The sequence below is a fragment of the Ralstonia sp. A12 genome, assembly GCF_000801955.1.
GTDB lineage: Bacteria > Pseudomonadota > Gammaproteobacteria > Burkholderiales > Burkholderiaceae > Ralstonia.
The window spans coordinates 940,792-957,543 of record NZ_JSZO01000001.1 but is presented as its reverse complement, the minus strand read 5'-3'; the positions used below and the strand labels follow the sequence as shown (position 1 = coordinate 957,543).

At 64.3% G+C, this 16,752-nt stretch carries 17 protein-coding genes and 1 pseudogene; 9 read left to right on the top strand and 9 right to left on the bottom strand.

What is annotated here, in order from left to right; translation table 11 throughout:
- Positions 1 to 419: 419 nt before the first annotated feature.
- From PI87_RS04405 to PI87_RS04395, 3 genes are all read right to left on the bottom strand, one after another.
- The gene (locus tag PI87_RS04405; RefSeq protein WP_039596397.1) at positions 420 to 1,169 is read right to left on the bottom strand and encodes a slipin family protein; all 750 of its coding nucleotides are present in this window, start codon (positions 1,167 to 1,169) and stop codon (positions 420 to 422) included.
- Positions 1,170 to 1,189: 20 nt separating this feature from the next.
- On the bottom strand, positions 1,190 to 2,611 hold the full coding sequence (locus PI87_RS04400) for an NfeD family protein (RefSeq protein WP_039596396.1): 1,422 nt from the start codon (positions 2,609 to 2,611) through the stop codon (positions 1,190 to 1,192).
- Between the two features lie 61 nt (positions 2,612 to 2,672).
- Complete coding sequence (locus tag PI87_RS04395) at positions 2,673 to 3,593, bottom strand: LysR family transcriptional regulator (RefSeq protein ID WP_039596395.1); 921 nt, start codon at positions 3,591 to 3,593, stop codon at positions 2,673 to 2,675.
- 102 nt (positions 3,594 to 3,695) lie between these two features.
- Between PI87_RS04395 and PI87_RS04390 the strand changes: the two genes are divergently transcribed.
- The 6 genes from PI87_RS04390 to PI87_RS04365 all read left to right on the top strand — a co-directional run bounded on the left by PI87_RS04390 (position 3,696) and on the right by PI87_RS04365 (position 7,974).
- On the top strand, positions 3,696 to 4,931 hold the full coding sequence (locus PI87_RS04390) for a YbfB/YjiJ family MFS transporter (RefSeq protein ID WP_039596394.1): 1,236 nt from the start codon (positions 3,696 to 3,698) through the stop codon (positions 4,929 to 4,931).
- A gap of 87 nt (positions 4,932 to 5,018) precedes the next feature.
- Positions 5,019 to 5,804 (top strand): class II aldolase/adducin family protein, encoded by a 786-nt coding sequence (locus PI87_RS04385; protein WP_039596393.1) that lies wholly within the window; start codon positions 5,019 to 5,021, stop codon positions 5,802 to 5,804.
- A 16-nt stretch (positions 5,805 to 5,820) separates the two neighbouring features.
- The gene (locus PI87_RS04380) at positions 5,821 to 6,009 is read left to right on the top strand and encodes a 4-oxalocrotonate tautomerase (protein WP_039596392.1); all 189 of its coding nucleotides are present in this window, start codon (positions 5,821 to 5,823) and stop codon (positions 6,007 to 6,009) included.
- 31 nt (positions 6,010 to 6,040) lie between these two features.
- Positions 6,041 to 7,078 carry a threonine aldolase family protein gene (locus PI87_RS04375; RefSeq protein ID WP_039596489.1) on the top strand — a complete coding sequence of 346 codons (1,038 nt, stop codon included), beginning with the start codon at positions 6,041 to 6,043 and terminating at the stop codon, positions 7,076 to 7,078.
- 29 nt (positions 7,079 to 7,107) lie between these two features.
- Entirely contained in the window at positions 7,108 to 7,689 is a 582-nt protein-coding gene (locus PI87_RS04370) for an NUDIX hydrolase (RefSeq protein ID WP_039596391.1), read from the top strand.
- Between the two features lie 57 nt (positions 7,690 to 7,746).
- Positions 7,747 to 7,974 (top strand): sulfurtransferase TusA family protein, encoded by a 228-nt coding sequence (locus tag PI87_RS04365; protein WP_021195565.1) that lies wholly within the window; start codon positions 7,747 to 7,749, stop codon positions 7,972 to 7,974.
- Between the two features lie 57 nt (positions 7,975 to 8,031).
- On the opposite strand, the gene sorB is transcribed toward PI87_RS04365, so the two are convergent.
- The 5 genes and pseudogenes from sorB to PI87_RS04340 all read right to left on the bottom strand — a co-directional run bounded on the left by sorB (position 8,032) and on the right by PI87_RS04340 (position 11,686).
- A complete protein-coding gene (gene sorB, locus PI87_RS04360; RefSeq protein WP_039596390.1) occupies positions 8,032 to 8,376 on the bottom strand; it encodes a SorB family sulfite dehydrogenase c-type cytochrome subunit in 345 nt (114 codons plus the stop codon).
- A 10-nt stretch (positions 8,377 to 8,386) separates the two neighbouring features.
- Positions 8,387 to 9,637 (bottom strand): annotated as a pseudogene (gene sorA / locus PI87_RS04355) (SorA family sulfite dehydrogenase catalytic subunit).
- Positions 9,638 to 9,751: 114 nt separating this feature from the next.
- Positions 9,752 to 10,384, bottom strand: coding sequence for a LysE family translocator (locus PI87_RS04350; protein ID WP_039596389.1), 633 nt, complete (start codon positions 10,382 to 10,384; stop codon positions 9,752 to 9,754).
- Between the two features lie 119 nt (positions 10,385 to 10,503).
- The gene (locus PI87_RS04345; protein ID WP_039596388.1) at positions 10,504 to 10,929 is read right to left on the bottom strand and encodes a universal stress protein; all 426 of its coding nucleotides are present in this window, start codon (positions 10,927 to 10,929) and stop codon (positions 10,504 to 10,506) included.
- Between the two features lie 208 nt (positions 10,930 to 11,137).
- Positions 11,138 to 11,686, bottom strand: a complete 549-nt coding sequence (locus tag PI87_RS04340) for a carboxymuconolactone decarboxylase family protein (RefSeq protein WP_039596387.1) — start codon at positions 11,684 to 11,686, stop codon at positions 11,138 to 11,140.
- Positions 11,687 to 11,818: 132 nt separating this feature from the next.
- On the opposite strand from PI87_RS04340, the gene PI87_RS04335 reads away from it, so the two are divergent.
- Entirely contained in the window at positions 11,819 to 12,688 is an 870-nt protein-coding gene (locus PI87_RS04335) for an AraC family transcriptional regulator (RefSeq protein ID WP_039596386.1), read from the top strand.
- Positions 12,689 to 12,691: 3 nt separating this feature from the next.
- On the opposite strand, the gene PI87_RS04330 is transcribed toward PI87_RS04335, so the two are convergent.
- Positions 12,692 to 13,864, bottom strand: coding sequence for an MFS transporter (locus PI87_RS04330; RefSeq protein ID WP_052321386.1), 1,173 nt, complete (start codon positions 13,862 to 13,864; stop codon positions 12,692 to 12,694).
- 278 nt (positions 13,865 to 14,142) lie between these two features.
- Between PI87_RS04330 and PI87_RS04325 the strand changes: the two genes are divergently transcribed.
- Positions 14,143 to 14,484, top strand: coding sequence for an RcnB family protein (locus PI87_RS04325; protein WP_039596385.1), 342 nt, complete (start codon positions 14,143 to 14,145; stop codon positions 14,482 to 14,484).
- Between the two features lie 222 nt (positions 14,485 to 14,706).
- Positions 14,707 to 16,608 (top strand): bifunctional metallophosphatase/5'-nucleotidase, encoded by a 1,902-nt coding sequence (locus tag PI87_RS04320; RefSeq protein ID WP_039596384.1) that lies wholly within the window; start codon positions 14,707 to 14,709, stop codon positions 16,606 to 16,608.
- Positions 16,609 to 16,752: the final 144 nt, after the last annotated feature.

Here is a 16,752-nt window from a genome sequence, read left to right as displayed (position 1 = left end):
GGAGACGGGGAAAACTCGCTGCGCTCAGACAGTTCCCCGTCTTTTTTCCGCCCGCTTACAAAAATTCAAGGCGCCATCAAGGGCAGAACGTCAAAAGACAAGGGCCAACCCATCGTGAGGTTGGCCTTGTCGTTTGGGCTAACACCCAGAGGGTTTGGCTTTGGCCTTTGATTTTCCCTGCCCTATGCGGCGCCTTGAATTTCTGTTGCAAGGCGGAAAAAGAGAGGAGGCTGTCTGAGCGCAGCGAGTTTGCCTCCTCTCCCTCCTTGCAACAGAAATTCAAGGAATCTTTCGCCGCATCGGGCGCGCCTTTCTTTGCTTACTTTCTTTGGCAAGACAAAGAAAGTGAGTCAGCCCCGGCAGGGGATGAAACAAGGGATGTACCACCAGCCTCAATCAATGGAGCTGCGACTCAAGCGCTAAGCCTTCTTCACCGCCCCCAACACATCCATCGGCAACGGAAACACAATCGTAGAACTCCGATCCCCTGCAATCTGCGTAAGCGTCTGCAGATAGCGAAGCTGGATCGCCTCAGGCTGCTGCGCCAGCATGCGCGCCGCTTCCAGCAGTTTTTCCGAAGCCTGCAATTCCCCTTCCGCATGGATGACCTTGGCGCGCCGTTCACGCTCGGCCTCAGCCTGACGCGCAATTGCGCGGATCATTGATTCATTCAGGTCGACATGCTTGATCTCCACGTTCGCGATCTTGATGCCCCACGGGTCGGTCTGGATATCGAGCACCTTCTGGATGTCGAGGTTGAGCTTCTCGCGCTCCGCCAGCATTTCATCCAGTTCGTGCTTGCCGAGGATGGCCCGCAGCGTGGTCTGCGCAAGCTGGCTCGTCGCCTCGTGAAAGTTGGCCACCTGGATGATGGCGCGCTCCGGGTCCACCACCCGGAAGTACACCACCGCGTTGACCTTGACCGACACGTTGTCGTGCGAGATCACGTCCTGCGGCGGTACGTCCATCACCACCGTGCGCAAGTCCACACGCACCATCTGCTGCACCGCCGGAATGATGAGCACCAGCCCCGGCCCCTTCACACGCCAGAAGCGTCCCAGCAGGAACACCACCCCGCGTTCATACTCACGCAGCACGCGAAACGACGAAATGATCAGCAGCACGGCCAGAAAGATCAGGCCGCCTGCGCTGAAGAATCCATAGAGCATTTTTCTTCTCCTTAGGATGGCTAACCCGCAGGCACGACGTCGAGCGTGAGCCCACGTCGCGCCGTCACGCGTACGCGATCACCCCGCGCCAGACGGCCTGTGCAATGCACACGCCAGCGCTCGCCATGAACCTGTGCCCAGCCTGCTGCGGGGTCATTGGGGTCGGTCGGATCGAGTTCCAGCAATTCGCCCGTCATGCCGATGATCGTGTCGCCGCCGGCCACTGCCGGCCGCCGCCGCGCACGCACCGCCATGCTGGAGAGCAGCAGGATCACCGTCAGGCTCATGAAGGCCATCGACACGATCAACGGCAGCGGCACACCAAAGCCCGGTGTCTGCGTATCGATCAACATCACCGCGCCCAGGATGAACGCGACGATCCCGCCCACACCCAGCGCGCCGAAGGTTGGCAGGAAAGCCTCGGCCACCATGCAGCCCAGGCCCAGCGAAATCAACGCCAGCCCCGCGTAATTGATCGGCAGCATCTGCAGCCCATACAGCGCCACCAGAATGCACATCGCACCCAGGATGCCCGGCACTACCATGCCCGGTGTCGAGAACTCGAAGATCAACGCGTACACGCCCACCGTCAACAGCAACAGCGCGAGGCTTGGGTCGGTGATCACGGCGAGGAAGTGGTTGCGCCAGCCGGGCTCCAGCGTCACGGTCTGGGCGCCTGCGGTGTGCAGCGTGACGGGGCCAGTGACGGTGCGCAGTACGCGGCCATCTACCTGTTTGAGCAGGTCGGGAACATCGTTGGCGATCAGGTCAATTACGCGCTGGTTGGCGGCTTCGGCCGCATCCAGGCTCACGGCTTCGCGGACGGCGCGTTCGCCCCATTCGGCGTTGCGGCCGCGCAGTTGCGCCAGGCCCCGGATGTAGGCCGCCGCATCGTGCATCTGCTTGCGGGCGAGGGTGTCTTCGTTGCTCGACGTGGCGGCTGGGGCGGTAGGGGCTGCGGGCGCGCTGGCCGGGTTGGCTGTTGGGTTAGCCGGATTTGCGGGGTTGGGTGCGGGGCCGGACGGCGCGTGCCCACCAATGCCGATCGCCACCGGCGACGCCGCCCCCAGGTTGGTGGCCGGCGCCATTGCGGCGATGTGGCAGGCGTAGAGGATGTAGGTACCAGCACTGGCCGCACGCGCGCCACCCGGTGCAACATAGCCGGCTACAGGCACTGGAGAGGCGAGGATGGCCTGGATGATCTGCCGCATCGACGCATCCAGCCCGCCGGGCGTATCCATCTGTAGCACCACGAGCTGCGCGCCTTGTTTGTGCGCGTCTTCCAGCCCGTGTACGACATAGGCCGCGCTGGCCGGCCCAATGGCATCCGTGAGCGGCAGCACCACGACCGGCGCCGATGCCAGCGCCAGGCAGCTCCACGCGGCGGTCAGCACGCCCGCCATCCATGCCATACACTGTGCTGCACGAGACGACCGTCGCATGACAGCCTCCGTTGGTGACCGCCTTTGCTGTTAGACCGGCGGCGGGGTCTCTGTATCCAGTTTAGGCGGCGATGGCTTCACTGGAGGCGGTCGTGGTCAATGCGTCTGCCGTGGTATGCGGCTCGCTCAGCACCTGCACCAGCGCTTGCAGCGCTGGCCCCGCCATGTCGCGGTGCCATGCCAGGATCGTGTCGACGCGGCCCGGCTTGTTGAGTGCGTGGATGCTGATGTCCGGCGCGTTCGTGTACAGCTCCAGCACCGAGCGCGGCACCAGCGCCACGCCAATCCCCGCTGCCGCGCACGCGATGATGGCGTGATACGAGCCCAGCTCCAGCACGCGAGACGGCACCACGCCATCGGCCTCAAACCAGTCTTCGATCAGTTGCCGATAGGCACAGCCGGACTCGAAGGCGAGCAGGGCAGGTGTCTGCACATCGACAGCGCGGCGGATGGGCGGATGCGCGCGGTGGGCGATCAGCACCAGCTCTTCAGTAAAGGCGGGCAGCGTCGTGAGTGCGGCGCGTGTGTTGGTCAGGCAGGCGGTTTCCGCAACGAAAGCGCAATCGACTTCAAAGCTCGATAGCGCCTGGATCGACTGGCGCGTGGGCATGGTCACCAGTTCCAGCTGCACGCGCGGCCAGCGCTGGTGCAGCGTGGCGAGCAGGCTGGGCAGGCGGCTGGCGGCCGTGCTTTCCATTGAGGCGATGCGCAGGCGCCCATGCGGCTCGCGCGGCTGCACGGCCTGCCGGGCTTCGGCGGCCAGGCGGAGGATGTCGTCCGCATAGGTCAGCAGCGTCTGGCCAGCAGGCGTGAGCACCATGCGCTTGCCCTCGCGCACAAACAATTGCACGCCCAGGGAGGTTTCCAACTGGCGGATGCGCGTGGTCACGTTCGACTGCACGCGGTGCAGTTGCTGGGCTGCCCGTGTGACGCCGCCTTCACGCACAACGGTCCGGAAGATTTCAAGCGAGGCCAGATCCATGATGCATCTCAAATGCTAATCGATTCGTTCAATATAATTCATTTTTCGGAATGTACCGCGTTGCGTACGATGAGGTACCGATTTCCCCATCCGGGCATCACCATGCAATCCGTGCTGTCGTCCTCGTCTACCTCTTCACCTTCGTTGTCTGTCGCGCATGACACGCGCGGCGCGGCCTGGCGCGTGGCGATTGCCGGCATGGTCGCGCTGTCGGTGGCGATGGGCATCGGCCGCTTCGCCTTCACGCCGATCCTGCCGATGATGTTGCACGACAGCAGCGTCACCCTCACGCAGGGGAGCTGGCTGGCAACGGGCAACTACCTGGGCTATTTCCTCGGTGCGCTGGCTTGCATGGCGGTGCGCGGCGATGCAGCGCGGCTCATCCGCATCGGCCTGATCGCCACGGTGCTGCTCACAGCGGGGATGGGCGTGCTGCAAGGCCAGCCGGCGTGGCTTGGGTTGCGCTTTGCAGCAGGCATGGCGAGCGCACTGGTGTTTGTGTTCACCGCGGGCTGGTGCCTGCACAAGCTGACGGAACTGGGGCACGCGGCGCTGGGCGGCATCATCTTCTGCGGCCCGGGCCTCGGCATTGCCATTCCCGGTCTGGCGGCCAGCGGCATGGTGGCGCTGGGGTGGCATGCAACGTCCGCGTGGATTGCGTTTGGTGTGCTGTCGGCGCTGCTCACCGCGGCAGTGTGGTCGACCATTCGACCTGAGGCGCGTCCGCATGCGGCGCCCACAGCGGCTGCCGCTGGCGCCACACCGGGCCTGGATGCGCCCACCACCGCCATCACGCTCGCCTACGGCCTGGCCGGTTTCGGTTACATCATCACCGCCACCTTTCTGCCGGTGATTGCGCGCAAGGTGCTGCCGACGGGCTCGATCTGGCCGGACCTGTTCTGGCCGATGTTCGGCGCGGGTGTGGCGCTGGGCGCGTTCCTCTCCACGCGGATTAGCCTGGCGCGCGACAACCGTTCGCTGCTGGCCACGGCGTATGCCATGCAGGCGGTTGCCGTGGCGGTCAGCATCGTCTGGCCGACGGTGGCGGGGCTGGCGCTCTCCAGCACGCTGCTCGGCCTGCCATTCACTGCCATCACGCTGTTTGCCATGCGCGAGGCGCGTCGCCTGTGGCCGCATGCTGCGCCACGCCTGATGGGGCTGATGACGGCCGCCTACGGCATCGGCCAGATCGTCGGGCCGCCGTTGGCGAATCGGTTGTTTGCAGCCACGGGTGGCTTCAGTGCATCGCTGGCGGTGGCGGCGGCGTCGCTGGTGGTGGGCGTGCTGATCTTTATCGTGGTCAAGCGTGCTTCGCCCCTCTTGCCCGTACGTGCGTGATGGACAGCATGTAGCGCAGGTCGCCACGCCGCATGGTGCTCATTCGGCGCGCACGTTCTAGAATGCCTCCTCCATTGGAGGAGCCCCATGTCTTTTGCCCTGCGCCCCGGTGCTGTTGTCCCCGGCGGCGAGATCAGCGAAGCCGAGCGCGCCGTACGTGTTGACCTGGCAGCCGCCTATCGGCTGGCCGCGCTCAACGGCTGGGATGACCTGATCTACACCCACCTGTCGGCCACCGTTCCGGGCGAGCCGGATCACTTCCTCATCAACGCTTTCGGCCTGGCCTTCGACGAGATCACCGCGTCGAATCTGGTCAAGATCAACCGCGCCGGCCAGCTCGTCGGCGATTGGCCCGACGCCGCCACGCGGCCGTCTGTGAATGTCACGGGCTTTGCGCTGCACGCCGCCGTGCATGCGGCGCGCCCCGATGCGCATTGCGTGATTCACCTGCACAACACGGCTGGCATTGCCGTGTCGGCGCAGAAGCACGGGTTGCTGCCGCTGTCGCAGCATGCGTTGCGCTTTCATAAGCGCATGGCGTATCACGACTACGAAGGCCTGGCCTTCACGCCGGAAGAGGGTACGCGCCTGACTGCATCCCTCGGCCAGCAATTTGCCATGCTGCTGCGCAACCATGGCACGCTCACCATCGGCCGCACCGTGGCCGAGGCGCACGTGCTGATGGCCACGCTCATCAAGGCGTGCGAGATCCAGATCCAGGCGCTGACGGGCGGTGAAGTTGTCTCGCCCGCACCGCAGGTGGCCGACCGCGCCGCCGAGCAACTCGAAGACGGTGGCGCCATCGAGGGTGTGATGGAGTGGCCAGCCCTGCTGCGCAAACTGGATAAAATTGACGCTTCCTATCGAGACTAACGACACCGGAGACACCATGCCGACTTTCCATATCGAGATGTTTGAAGGCCGCACCGTCGAGCAAAAGAAGAAGCTCGTCGAAGAAGTGACGCGTGTCACCTGCGAAACCCTGGGCTGTGCTCCGGGTGCCGTCGACATCATCATTGCCGACATCAAGCGCGAGAACTGGGCGACCGGCGGCGTGCTCTGGTCGGAACAGAAGTAACGCCTTTTCCACCATTCCACACGTGGCCGCCATGCAGCACTTCGCCTCTGACAACTACGCGGGCTTCTGCCCCGAATCGCTGAAGTACTTCCTGGAAGCCAACGGCAGCGGCCACGAGCCCTCCTATGGCGACGATTCCTGGACGCAGCGCGTGTGCGATCGCATCCGCGACCTGTTCGAGACCGACTGCGAGGTCTTCTTCGTCTTCAACGGTACGGCGGCCAATTCGCTGGCGCTGTCATCGCTGTGCCAGTCGTACCACTCCGTCATTTGCCACGAGCTGGCGCATATCGAGACGGACGAGTGCGGCGGCCCGGAGTTCTTCTCCAACGGCTCCAAGCTGCTGACCGCCAAGGGCGAGAACGGCAAGCTCACGCCTGATGCGGTGGAAGCGCTGGTCACGCGCCGCTCCGATATCCACTACCCCAAGCCCAAAGTCGTTTCGCTCACACAGTCGACGGAAGTGGGCACGGTCTATACGGTGGAAGAAGTGCGCGCGATTGCGGCGATTGCCAAACGTCGGCAACTGCGCGTGCATATGGACGGCGCGCGCTTTGCCAACGCAGTGGCGTCGCTCGGCGTGCATCCGTCGGAAATCACCTGGCGCGCAGGCGTGGACGTGCTGTGCTTTGGCGGTACGAAGAACGGCCTGCCGGTGGGCGAGGCAGTGGTTTTCTTCGACCGACGTCTGGCTGAAGACTTTGCGTATCGCGTCAAGCAGGCAGGGCAACTGGCTTCGAAGATGCGCTTCATTTCGGCACCGTGGCTGGGCCTGCTGGAGAACGACGTCTGGCTGCGCAACGCGCGCCACGGCAATGCGATGGCGCAACTGCTGCATTCGCGCATCGTCGATGTGCCCGGCGTGCGCATCATGTTCCCGACCGAATCGAACGCCGTGTTTGCCGAGCTGCCGCTGCCTGCCATTGAAGCGCTGCGTGCACGCGGCTGGAAGTTCTACACGTTCATCGGCGCGGGCGGCTGCCGCCTGATGTGTTCGTGGGACGTGCAGCCCGAAACGGTGGAAGCCTTTGCCGCCGACATCCGCCTCGCCTGCGAGCAAGCCGCCTGATTCGTCGTCAACCCGTCCATCTCACCACCATGAGCTTCGACTACCGCTTCTGCCCGCAATGCGCCACGCCGCTCGTTGAGCAGCACAACGCCGGCCGGCTGCGCATTGCATGCCCGGCGCCGGACTGCGGCTTCGTGCACTGGAACAACCCGCTGCCGGTGCTGGCGGCGGTGGTCGAATATCGCGGGCAGATGTTCCTCGCGCGCAATGCGCTGTGGCCCGAAGGCATGTTTGCGCTCGTCACCGGATTCATGGAACGCGACGAGACGCCCGAAGAGGGCATCGCGCGTGAACTGAAGGAAGAGACGAACCTCGATGCGCAATCGATCTCGTTGATCGGCGTGTACGAGTTCATCCGCAAGAACGAGCTGATCATCGCGTATCACGTGGTGGCCGATGGTGAGATCGCACTGTCGGAAGAGCTGGTGGAATACCGTTTGAAGCCGTTCGAGAAGGTGCGCCCATGGACGGCCGGCACGGGTTACGCCGTGGCCGATTTTCTGACGGCGCGCGGCTTGCCCGTCAGCTACATCGATATCCGCACCGGCGAGCCCGCCGAGCCGCCGCCACGTCAGTGGCAACCCACGCGGCTCGTTACAATAACGGAATGACTTACGCGGGCAGTCGTCAGTCCCCATCAGCTGCCCGCTCGCAACCCAGAGGAAGACATGGAGTTCCAGAAGGAAGTTGATGCACGCGGCCTGAATTGCCCGCTGCCCATCCTGCGCACGAAGAAGGCGCTTGCCGACATGCAGAGCGGCGACGTGCTCAAGATTCTCGCCACCGACCCGGGCGCCACGCGCGACTTCCAGGCGTTCGCCAAGCAGACTGGCAACGAACTGCTGGAGCACAGCGAGCACGACAAGGTCTTCACGTTCTACATGCGCCGCCGCTGATCCGGCAGCGCGTTGAACACAAGCGGGGCGATCCGGGTTGGCTGGATCGCCCCGTTGTCATTTGGCGGGACTGGCTTGCGGGCGTTCGGCGCCGTAGGTCTTCACCAGGTAGTCGACCATCGCCGGGATGTCTTCCTCCGGAAATGGCGCGCCAAACGGCACCTTCATCTTCTTGACGGTGGCTTCCCAGTAGCTGCGCGGGAGTGTGGGCGGTTGCGTCTGCACATACTGCGCGGCGTGGCAGATCATGCAGTTCTGCAGCACGAGTCGGTAGCCCGGCAGGTCGTTCGGCTTGTACTGGGCGGTTTCGGGCGGCAGCGCGATATCCAGCGCATGCGCAGCCGTTGTGCCCATCAGCGTTGCCAGCGCGAGGCAGGTGTACAGCGTCTTGCGATCGAGCATGGTGGCCTCCTCACGCAACGGTCACGCGCGTGGTTTCCACCACGTTGCGCATGTAGCCCGGCGGGTTCCACAGTGCCGTCATCGGCTGGCTTTGACCGATGCGATTGACAGCACGCACTTTGAGCTCGTAGGCGCCGCGTCGCGTCGGTTTGAATGGCGCTCGCCATTCGCGGAACGAGTATTTGCCCAGGTCCTAGCCCAACTGCGCTTCAACCCATGTGTGCCCGCCATCGGAGGAGAGGGCCACTTCGGTGATGCCGTAGCCGCCGTCAAAGGCGATGCCGCGCACGATGTGCTCACGCCCGGCTGCCACGGTCGTGCCGTCGGCCAGGCTGGTAATGAACGAGCGCACGTTGAAGCGGCCGATGGGCACGGTCTTCGCGGGCGCGGTGCCGGGCGCAACACAGGCGCAGGTGTTGTCGGGAATGCGATAGGCCGTGCGCATCCAGAATCCGTCGAACGCCTTGTCGACGACCTGGATATTGGAGAGGTGCTTGACCCAGTACGTGCCATAGTGGCCCGGCACGATCAGGCGGATCGGGTAGCCGTTGAGCATGGGCAGGTCGGCACCGTTCATGGCCCAGGCGATCATCACCTCGCCGTCGAGCGCATGGTCGATCTCCAGCGCCTTGATGAAATCGGGGCTCTTGGCGTCGGCGAGCGGCGGATGGTCGAGCCCGTCGAATACCACCTGCACGCTGCCTGCGCGCACGCCAGCCTTGTCCAGCACCTGCTTGAGCGAAACGCCTGTCCAGCGTGCGTTGCCCATCGCCCCGTTGGAGAGCTGCCCGCCGCCCACGCGTGGCTGAAAGTAGGCCCGGCTGTTGCCCGAGCACTGGTTGACGGCGACGATTTCGCGCGCCTCGCCCAGCGCCTTCAGATCGTTCAGCGACAGGTCGAGCGGCGTGTTGACGTTGCCGCCGACCTGCAGCCGGTAGGTGGCCGGATCGATGGAGGTGGGAATGCCGGCCCAGTGGTAGCGCACGAAGAACGCATCGTTGGGCGTGATGGTGCTGTCGTTGAACACCGCGAACGGTGTTTCGAGTTGCGGCGGACGGCTGGTCAGCAGGATCAGCGGGCGCTTCTGCGGAAAGGCCACCAGTTCGCGCTCACCGTTGTCGAAGGGTAGGGTGATGTTGCCTGCGGTGGCCGCCAGCGCGGTCAGTGCCGGGTGGCTGAGTGCGGCGCCCGCACCGAGCGTGCTGAGCGCCTTGAGTACCCCGCGCCGGGTGGCGCGTTGCTGCGGATCATCGGGGTGCATGCCGTCGTCTCCTTGGAGTCACCTCACGGTATCCAAGGACATGGCGACAGGTGTGTCAATCAGGGTTGTCGGCGGTCAGGATGGTGCGCTGCAGTGACGGCGCACCGGCAAGACCTACTTGCGTGCTTCCATCGCCATGCGCAGCGCCAGGCTCGTCAGCACCGAGCCCATCAGGTAGCGCTGGATCGACAGCCAGCTCGGCTTGCGCGAGAGGAACGCGGCAATGCTGCCGGCCGTGGCGGCAATCATCGAGTTGACGGTCACGCTCACGCAGATCTGCGTGACGCCCAGGCAGATCGATTGCACCAGCACGCTGCCGTGCGCCGGCTCGATGAACTGCGGCAGCAGCGACAGATACAGCACCGCCACCTTGGGGTTGAGCATGCTGGTCAGCAAGCCCATCGTGTAGAGCTTGCGCGGGCTGTCTACCGGCAGCTCGCGAACCTGGAACGGTGCACGGCCGCCGGGGCGCACGGCCTGCCAAGCGAGATACAGCAGATAGATCGCGCCGCCAAAGCGCAGCGCATCGTAGGCAAACGGCACCGCCATCAGCAGCGCCGTGATGCCGAACGCCGCGCACAGCATGTAGAACACGAACCCCGTGGCAATGCCCATCAGCGAGATCAGCCCCGCGTTGCGCCCCTGGCAGATCGAACGCGAGATCAGGTAGATCATGTTCGGGCCGGGCGTCAGCACCATGCCGAGCGCGACCAGGGCAAAGGTGAGCAGGTTGGTGAGGGTGGGCATGGTGTGAAGTCTGCAGGCGAGGGAACGATGAGCTTGCAGGCTAGCACCCGTCGGGAATCGGCCAACAGGTACAGAAATCCAGAAATTCAACGGATTCTGTATTGGTTGGGTGGAAACGCTTACCGGACCAGCGTCACCGGAATGGCCGACAGGCGAATCAGCCGGTTGGACAGCCGGCTCGACATGAGCGAGCCGACGGCGGTACGCCCCGCCGTGCCCATCACGATCATGTCGCACTGGTTGGCGGCGGCGGTTTGCGCGATGGTTTCCGCTACGCGCCCAATCTTGACCTGGGCGACATAGTGGGCGCCTGCGTCGTCCAGGATGCAGCGTGCGGGGCGCAGCGCTTCTTCGCCGCTCTGTTCTTCAAGTTTGCGCAGCATCTCCAGCGGGTGATAGGCGCTGGCGCGGCCGCCCTCGATCGGCTCCTGCACGTTGAGCAGCACGATGTCGGACGCGCAACGGTCTCGATAGAGAAAGGCTGCATGGCGCACGGCATCCAGCGCATGCCGGGAGCCATTGACGGGGACGAGGAGTTTGAGCATCGCTTGTTCCTTACACACGTTGAGCGATCGGCGGCAGGCTGGGTCGGGTTCGCCTGAGGTTGCCGGGCGGGGCCACTGCCAGGGCATGCGGCCTGATTTCGTTATACGGATCGCCCCGCAAAGATGGTGTAAAGAGATCGCCCGCGGTGTAAAGAACGCGTAAATGGGAGGCGCGCCGCGTGGGCGGTCCTCCCGTTGCTCGGGCTGATCAGGCTGCCACCAGCAGCTTCACGCCCGGAAAATCCACCGGCACGTTGAAGGCCACGTTCACGTAGTTGGTGAACAGGTTCAACGCCACGTGCGCCAGGATCTCGACGATTTCACCGTCGTCGAAACCGGCCGTGCGCAACGCCTGCACATCGGTATCGGTGATCTGGCCACGGTGCTCGACGAGTTTGAGCGCAAAGCTGAGCGCAGCGGCTGTCTTGGCATCGGCCGCGCGGCCAGCCTGGGCCTCGGCCATGTCGTGACCTGAGGCGCCGGCCTTCTTGCCGAGTGCCGTGTGGGCGGCCAGGCAGTACTCGCAGCGGTTGCGGTCGGCCACCGCCACGGCAATCTTCTCGCCGAGCACGGCCTGGATGCGCCCGTGGCTGAGCGCGCCAAATGCGGCCCACATCGACGTGAGCGCCGCCGGCGAATTGGCCACGGCGCGGAACATGTTGGGCGTTGCGCCAAACGCACCTTGGATCTGGTCCAGCACGGCCTTGCTGTCGATCGGGGCGCTGGTGCGGTCATGCAGGGGAACGCGGGCAGTCATGGAAACACTCCTCATGGATGGGTTGGATCGGAGCGCCGGGCGTGTGGGGTACGCCATCGACGTGCAAGCAGTATGTCGTCTGGGGATGTATGATTTGGACGATTTCGTTTCAATTTCATACCAATTCGTCCAATGAATGCGATCGATCCCCTGGATCGCCTGTCTGGCCTGCTGGAGCGCTTTCGCGTGCGGGCGCGCCTGTTCCATTCGGGGCCGCTGTGCGGTGTGACGCAGTTCGCGCCAGACGCAGGGCAAGGGTTTCTGCACGTGCTGCGGCGTGGGGAGCTGGAACTCACGCACCCAGACCCTGTGGAGGGTTTGCCGACACACCTTCGCGTGCAGGCGCCGGCCGTGCTGTTCTATCCGCGCCCGGTGGCGCACTGCTTCCACAACCCGCCTGTCGACGGATCAGATTTCACCTGCGCCACGCTCGACTTCGACGGTGGCGTACTCAACCCGCTGGCGCGCGGGCTGCCTGCGTTAGTCGTTTTGCCGCTGGAGAAAGTGGAGGGCTTGGACGCGGCACTGGCCCTGCTGTTTGCCGAGACGGATCGTGTGCGCTGCGGCCAGCGCGTGCTGGCGGACCGCCTGTTCGACGTGGTCTGCATCCAGCTTCTGCGCTGGTTGCTCGATCACCCTGAGAGCGCTGGCATTCAGCCCGGTTTGATCGCTGGGCTGTCGGACCCACGCCTGGCCCGCACGATGGTGGCCGTGCACGAAGCGCCCGGCGCAGCGTGGACGCTCGACACCATGGCTGCCCGCGCCGGTATGTCGCGCAGCGCATTTGCCGCGGCCTTCAAGCAGATCGTCGGGCAGACGCCGGCGGACTATGTGGCAGATTGGCGCGTCTCGCTCGCACAGACGCGATTGCGCGAAGGCCGGCCCATCCAGTTGCTGGCCGAGGAACTGGGCTATGCCGGGCCGTCGGCGTTGTCGCGTGTGTTCAAGGAGCGCACCGGACTGTCGCCACGTGATTGGCGCAAGCGGTTCGAGATGCGCTGAGCGTCAGGCATCCGCAGGCTGCGGCGCGGTTGCCGTGCCTGTGCCGAGCCGCACAGACGCGATCGCCAGCAACAACGCAATCGCCACGACGCCTGCACCCGCCCACGGCGCGAGCAGCAGGCCGCCTGCGTCCACCAGTAGCCCACCCAGGCCCGCGCCGAGCGCCACGCCCAAGTGCATGGTTGAGACGTTGATGCCGAGGCTCGCGTCAGCCCGCTCCGGCGCACTGTGCATCAGATAGTTCTGCACGATGGGCGAGATCGACCAGCTCAGGCTTGCCCACAGCATCATCGCCGGCAGGAAGAAGGCGATGTTCTGCCCCGCCACCGGCAGCGCGGCCAACGCCATCAGGAACACGGCGGGGCAGAGCAGCAGCGCACGCACCGGCCCCGCGCGATCAGAACACCAGCCGCCCAACCAAGCCCCCGTGACGCCCGCCGCGCCGAAGGCGAAATACAGCGCCGTCAGCTTGCTGGGTGACACTCCCAGACGCGCCTGCAGATACGGCGTGAGATAGGCAAACAGAATGAAATGCCCGCCGATCATGGCAATCGACACGAGCTGCCCGGTCAGGATCTTGGGTGTCATCGCATGCCGCAGCCATGCGCTGATCGACACCGGCGCCCGCGCAGGCGACATCGGCAACCGCCGCGCCAGCAAGAACGCCAGCGGCAACACCGGCACCCCGATGGCCACGAACACTGCGCGCCAGCCAAGCCAGCCGTTGAGCGTCATGCCCACCGGCACGCCGAGCACAAGCGACCCGCTGATCCCCATGAAGATGATGCCGATAGCGCGCCCCTGTTTGCCCGGCGGCGCCAGGTCGGTGGCAAACATGGTGGCAAGCAGGATGACGGTGGCACAGCTTGCGGCCATCACCATGCGCAGCACGAAGAGGGCGGCGTAACCGGGGCTGGCTGCTGCAAGCAGGTTGCTGAGTGCGAATACGCCCAACGCCGCAATCAGCAGGCGCTTGCGGTCACGATGCGCAAGCCAGGCAGAACACGCGAGTGCAGCCAGCGCAAACGTCAGCGAAAAAATGGTGGTGAGTTGCCCGCCCACGGCAAGCGAGACATGCAGGTCTGCTGCAATGCCAGGCAGGATGCCGATGCAGATGTTCTCGTCGATGCCCGCGAGAAAGACGGTGGCGGCGAGCAGCCAGATGCGTGTGTCCATGTGACCCTTCCGAGTGGATGACCATGTTGTGCTTTGCACACACGGCCGGTTCGGTCGGGTTTCGAGGCAGGGCTTCGGTTATCCCAGACGTGGAAAACGGTTGCGTTCGCCAGCGTAGCAACGATGCCTTGAGCGGACAAGGCGCGGCCAGCCAGTGAGTGACGCCCGATAATCTTCCGTTACATCCTTAACCGTGTTCGTCACAGCCTTAAGGCCCCCTTAAGCCTAGACTGGAAACAAGGTCCGGCGCTGACCGGACGTTCCATAGGAGAAGATCGATGCAGAAGGCCAAGATTCTGACTTCCTTGATGCTTGCGGTTTCCGCGCTGGTGCCGCTTGCGAGCCACGCTCAAGACCGTGACCGCGACCATCGCGGGGATCGTGACCGCCACGAAGAGCGCGTCGACATGGACCGCCGTGCCGACCGCGAGATGCCGCATCGCTGGAATCGGGGCGAACGGATTCCGCCGGAGTACCGCGATCGCCAGTACATCATCGACAACTGGCGTGACCATCACCTGGCGCCGCCGCCGCGCGGGGCTCACTGGATTGGCGTCAACGGTGGCTACTACCTTGTGCAGCCGAGTGGCATCGTCCTCAACGTGAACATTGGCGGATAGCACGCCCATTTGTTGCGTCATAAAAAACCCCGCGACAGCGAAAGCGTCGCGGGGTTTTTGCTTGCAGGTGCGGCAGCGTGAATTGCGCGGATGCGTGTGGCCGGCGAGAAGGAAACAAAAAGGTAGCTTAGGGATCGCTGAAAAATCTGTGACAACGCGCCATGGTCACGTCATGCGCATTGTTGAAGGTTGTGGGCTGCACAACCCCACAGCAAGTCGCTCATGGCACGCCAAACCACACGCAAGGCGGGCGGGTATTCGCTCGTCCTTTTTTCCACACTGTTCGCTCTCGCCGCCTGCGGTGGCGGTGACGATACAACCGCATCTACCCAGCCACCGACAACTGCACAGCCCGCCGAGGCCAAGCCGCTGTCGGTCACGCTGCTGCATGTGAACGACCACCACTCCCATCTGGATCCGGAGTCGGTCAAGCTCAACCTGATGACGGCCGCAGGCAAGCGCGAAGCCATCGACGTGGAGTACGGCGGTTTCGCGCGTGTCACGTCGGCCATCCAATCGCTGGCCAGCGCATCGCGCAACGTGGTGAAGATCCACGCAGGTGACGCCGTCACCGGTGACCTGTACTTCAACCTCAGCAACGGCAAGGCCGATGCCGAGATGATGAACACGGTCTGCTTCGATTCGTTCACGTTGGGCAACCACGAGTTCGACAACACCGACAGCGGCCTGAAGACCTTCATCGATTACCTGCACGCCGGCAACTGCAAGACACCGGTGCTGAGCGCCAACGCAAAATTTGCCGCCACCTCTGCGCTGGCCGCTGGCCCTGTGAAGGCTTCCACGGTAGTGGAGCGCGACGGGCAGAAGATCGCCATCATCGGCCTGACCATTGCAGACAAGACCAAGAATTCTTCGCGTCCGGATGCGGGTACCACCTTTGCCAACGAAGCCGTGGCTGCGCAGGCGGAGATCAACCGTCTGCGTGCGCAGGGCATCAACAAGATCGTGATTGCCTCGCACGTGGGCTACACGGGTGAGCTTGCGCTGGCCAAGCAACTCAGCGGCGTCGACGTGATCGTGGGTGCGGACTCTCATTCGCTGCTCGGGCCCAAGGCCACCATGCAGCCGCTGGGTCTGACCCCGGAAGGCGATTACCCGACCCGCACGACCGACAAGGACGGCAAGCCTGTCTGCGTGGTGCAGGCATGGCAGTACAGCTACGTGGTCGGTGAGCTCAAGGTGGACTTCGACAAGAACGGCGATGTCGTCAACTGCCAGGGCACACCGCACGTGTTGATTGGCGACACCTTCAAGCGCGGCACAGTGGCTGTGTCCGATGCAGACGCTGCTGCCATCCGCCAGGACATCGCTGCCAGTGGTGTCCTGCGTGTGACTACACCAGACGCCGCTGCTGCTGCCAAGCTGGCCAGCTACAAGGCCGATAAGGACGCGCTCGGCAAAAAGGTGGTCGCTACCGCGCCGACCAATCTGTGCCTGCGCCGCGTGCCCGGCACCAAGCGTGATGCCACACGTTCCACGCTGGGTGACGTCTGCAACAAGGACGCCGATGTCATCGCCCACGGCGGCGACGTGCAGCAGCTCGTGGCCCAGGCGTTCCTGGAACGCGGCAAGGCCTTCTTCAATGCCGACATCTCGATCCAGAACGGTGGTGGCGTGCGTGTTGATCTGCCCGCAGGCAACGTGACGGTGGGTGGCATCTACAGCGTGCTGCCGTTCAAGAACACGCTCGTGCAGCTCAAGATGACGGGCGCTGAGGTGAAGGCCACGCTGGAAGACGCCATCGCCTCGGTGGTGGCCAACAACACCGGTTCATACCCCTACACCGGCGGCCTGCGCTGGAAGGTGGACCTGAACCAGGCCGCCGGCGCGCGCCTGAGCCAGCTCGAAGTGAAGACCACCTCGGGTTACGTACCGCTGGATCTGGCCAAGACCTACAGCGTGGTCACCATCAACTTCCTCGCGGATGGCCAGGACGGCTACACGACGATGAAGAGCGTGACCGGTGCCCGCCGTACCGAGGTGGGCCTGGACTACGCCGAGGCCTTCCTCACCTACGTGGATGGCCTGCCCGGCACCACCAAGCAGCTCAACAAGCTGCCGGTGGCCGACTACAGCACGCAGAGCTATATCGATACGCCCTGATACGCGTGCCGCGTTGGTGATCGTCCAACCGCGACGTGATCACCCCTTGCAGCCGTCAGAGCGTCACGAGCGTCTCTGCGGCTGCCATCACGACAACATCACGACAACAACGAGCGGTGCCCCGTCGCACCGCATCATCCGACC

What these genes read in the sequence shown, in the direction of transcription:
- PI87_RS04400 (WP_039596396.1), bottom strand. Translation starts at nt 2,611, where the DNA reads ATGCGACGGTCGTCTCGTGCAGCACAGTGTATGGCATGGATGGCGGGC.
- PI87_RS04320 (WP_039596384.1), top strand. Translation starts at nt 14,707, where the DNA reads ATGGCACGCCAAACCACACGCAAGGCGGGCGGGTATTCGCTCGTCCTT.
- PI87_RS04385 (WP_039596393.1), top strand. Translation starts at nt 5,019, where the DNA reads ATGTCTTTTGCCCTGCGCCCCGGTGCTGTTGTCCCCGGCGGCGAGATC.
- PI87_RS04365 (WP_021195565.1), top strand. Translation starts at nt 7,747, where the DNA reads ATGGAGTTCCAGAAGGAAGTTGATGCACGCGGCCTGAATTGCCCGCTG.
- sorB (WP_039596390.1), bottom strand. Translation starts at nt 8,376, where the DNA reads ATGCTCGATCGCAAGACGCTGTACACCTGCCTCGCGCTGGCAACGCTG.
- PI87_RS04370 (WP_039596391.1), top strand. Translation starts at nt 7,108, where the DNA reads ATGAGCTTCGACTACCGCTTCTGCCCGCAATGCGCCACGCCGCTCGTT.
- PI87_RS04325 (WP_039596385.1), top strand. Translation starts at nt 14,143, where the DNA reads ATGCAGAAGGCCAAGATTCTGACTTCCTTGATGCTTGCGGTTTCCGCG.
- PI87_RS04335 (WP_039596386.1), top strand. Translation starts at nt 11,819, where the DNA reads ATGAATGCGATCGATCCCCTGGATCGCCTGTCTGGCCTGCTGGAGCGC.
- PI87_RS04350 (WP_039596389.1), bottom strand. Translation starts at nt 10,384, where the DNA reads ATGCCCACCCTCACCAACCTGCTCACCTTTGCCCTGGTCGCGCTCGGC.
- PI87_RS04405 (WP_039596397.1), bottom strand. Translation starts at nt 1,169, where the DNA reads ATGCTCTATGGATTCTTCAGCGCAGGCGGCCTGATCTTTCTGGCCGTG.
- PI87_RS04345 (WP_039596388.1), bottom strand. Translation starts at nt 10,929, where the DNA reads ATGCTCAAACTCCTCGTCCCCGTCAATGGCTCCCGGCATGCGCTGGAT.
- PI87_RS04395 (WP_039596395.1), bottom strand. Translation starts at nt 3,593, where the DNA reads ATGGATCTGGCCTCGCTTGAAATCTTCCGGACCGTTGTGCGTGAAGGC.
- PI87_RS04380 (WP_039596392.1), top strand. Translation starts at nt 5,821, where the DNA reads ATGCCGACTTTCCATATCGAGATGTTTGAAGGCCGCACCGTCGAGCAA.
- PI87_RS04390 (WP_039596394.1), top strand. Translation starts at nt 3,696, where the DNA reads ATGCAATCCGTGCTGTCGTCCTCGTCTACCTCTTCACCTTCGTTGTCT.
- PI87_RS04330 (WP_052321386.1), bottom strand. Translation starts at nt 13,864, where the DNA reads ATGGACACACGCATCTGGCTGCTCGCCGCCACCGTCTTTCTCGCGGGC.
- PI87_RS04340 (WP_039596387.1), bottom strand. Translation starts at nt 11,686, where the DNA reads ATGACTGCCCGCGTTCCCCTGCATGACCGCACCAGCGCCCCGATCGAC.
- PI87_RS04375 (WP_039596489.1), top strand. Translation starts at nt 6,041, where the DNA reads ATGCAGCACTTCGCCTCTGACAACTACGCGGGCTTCTGCCCCGAATCG.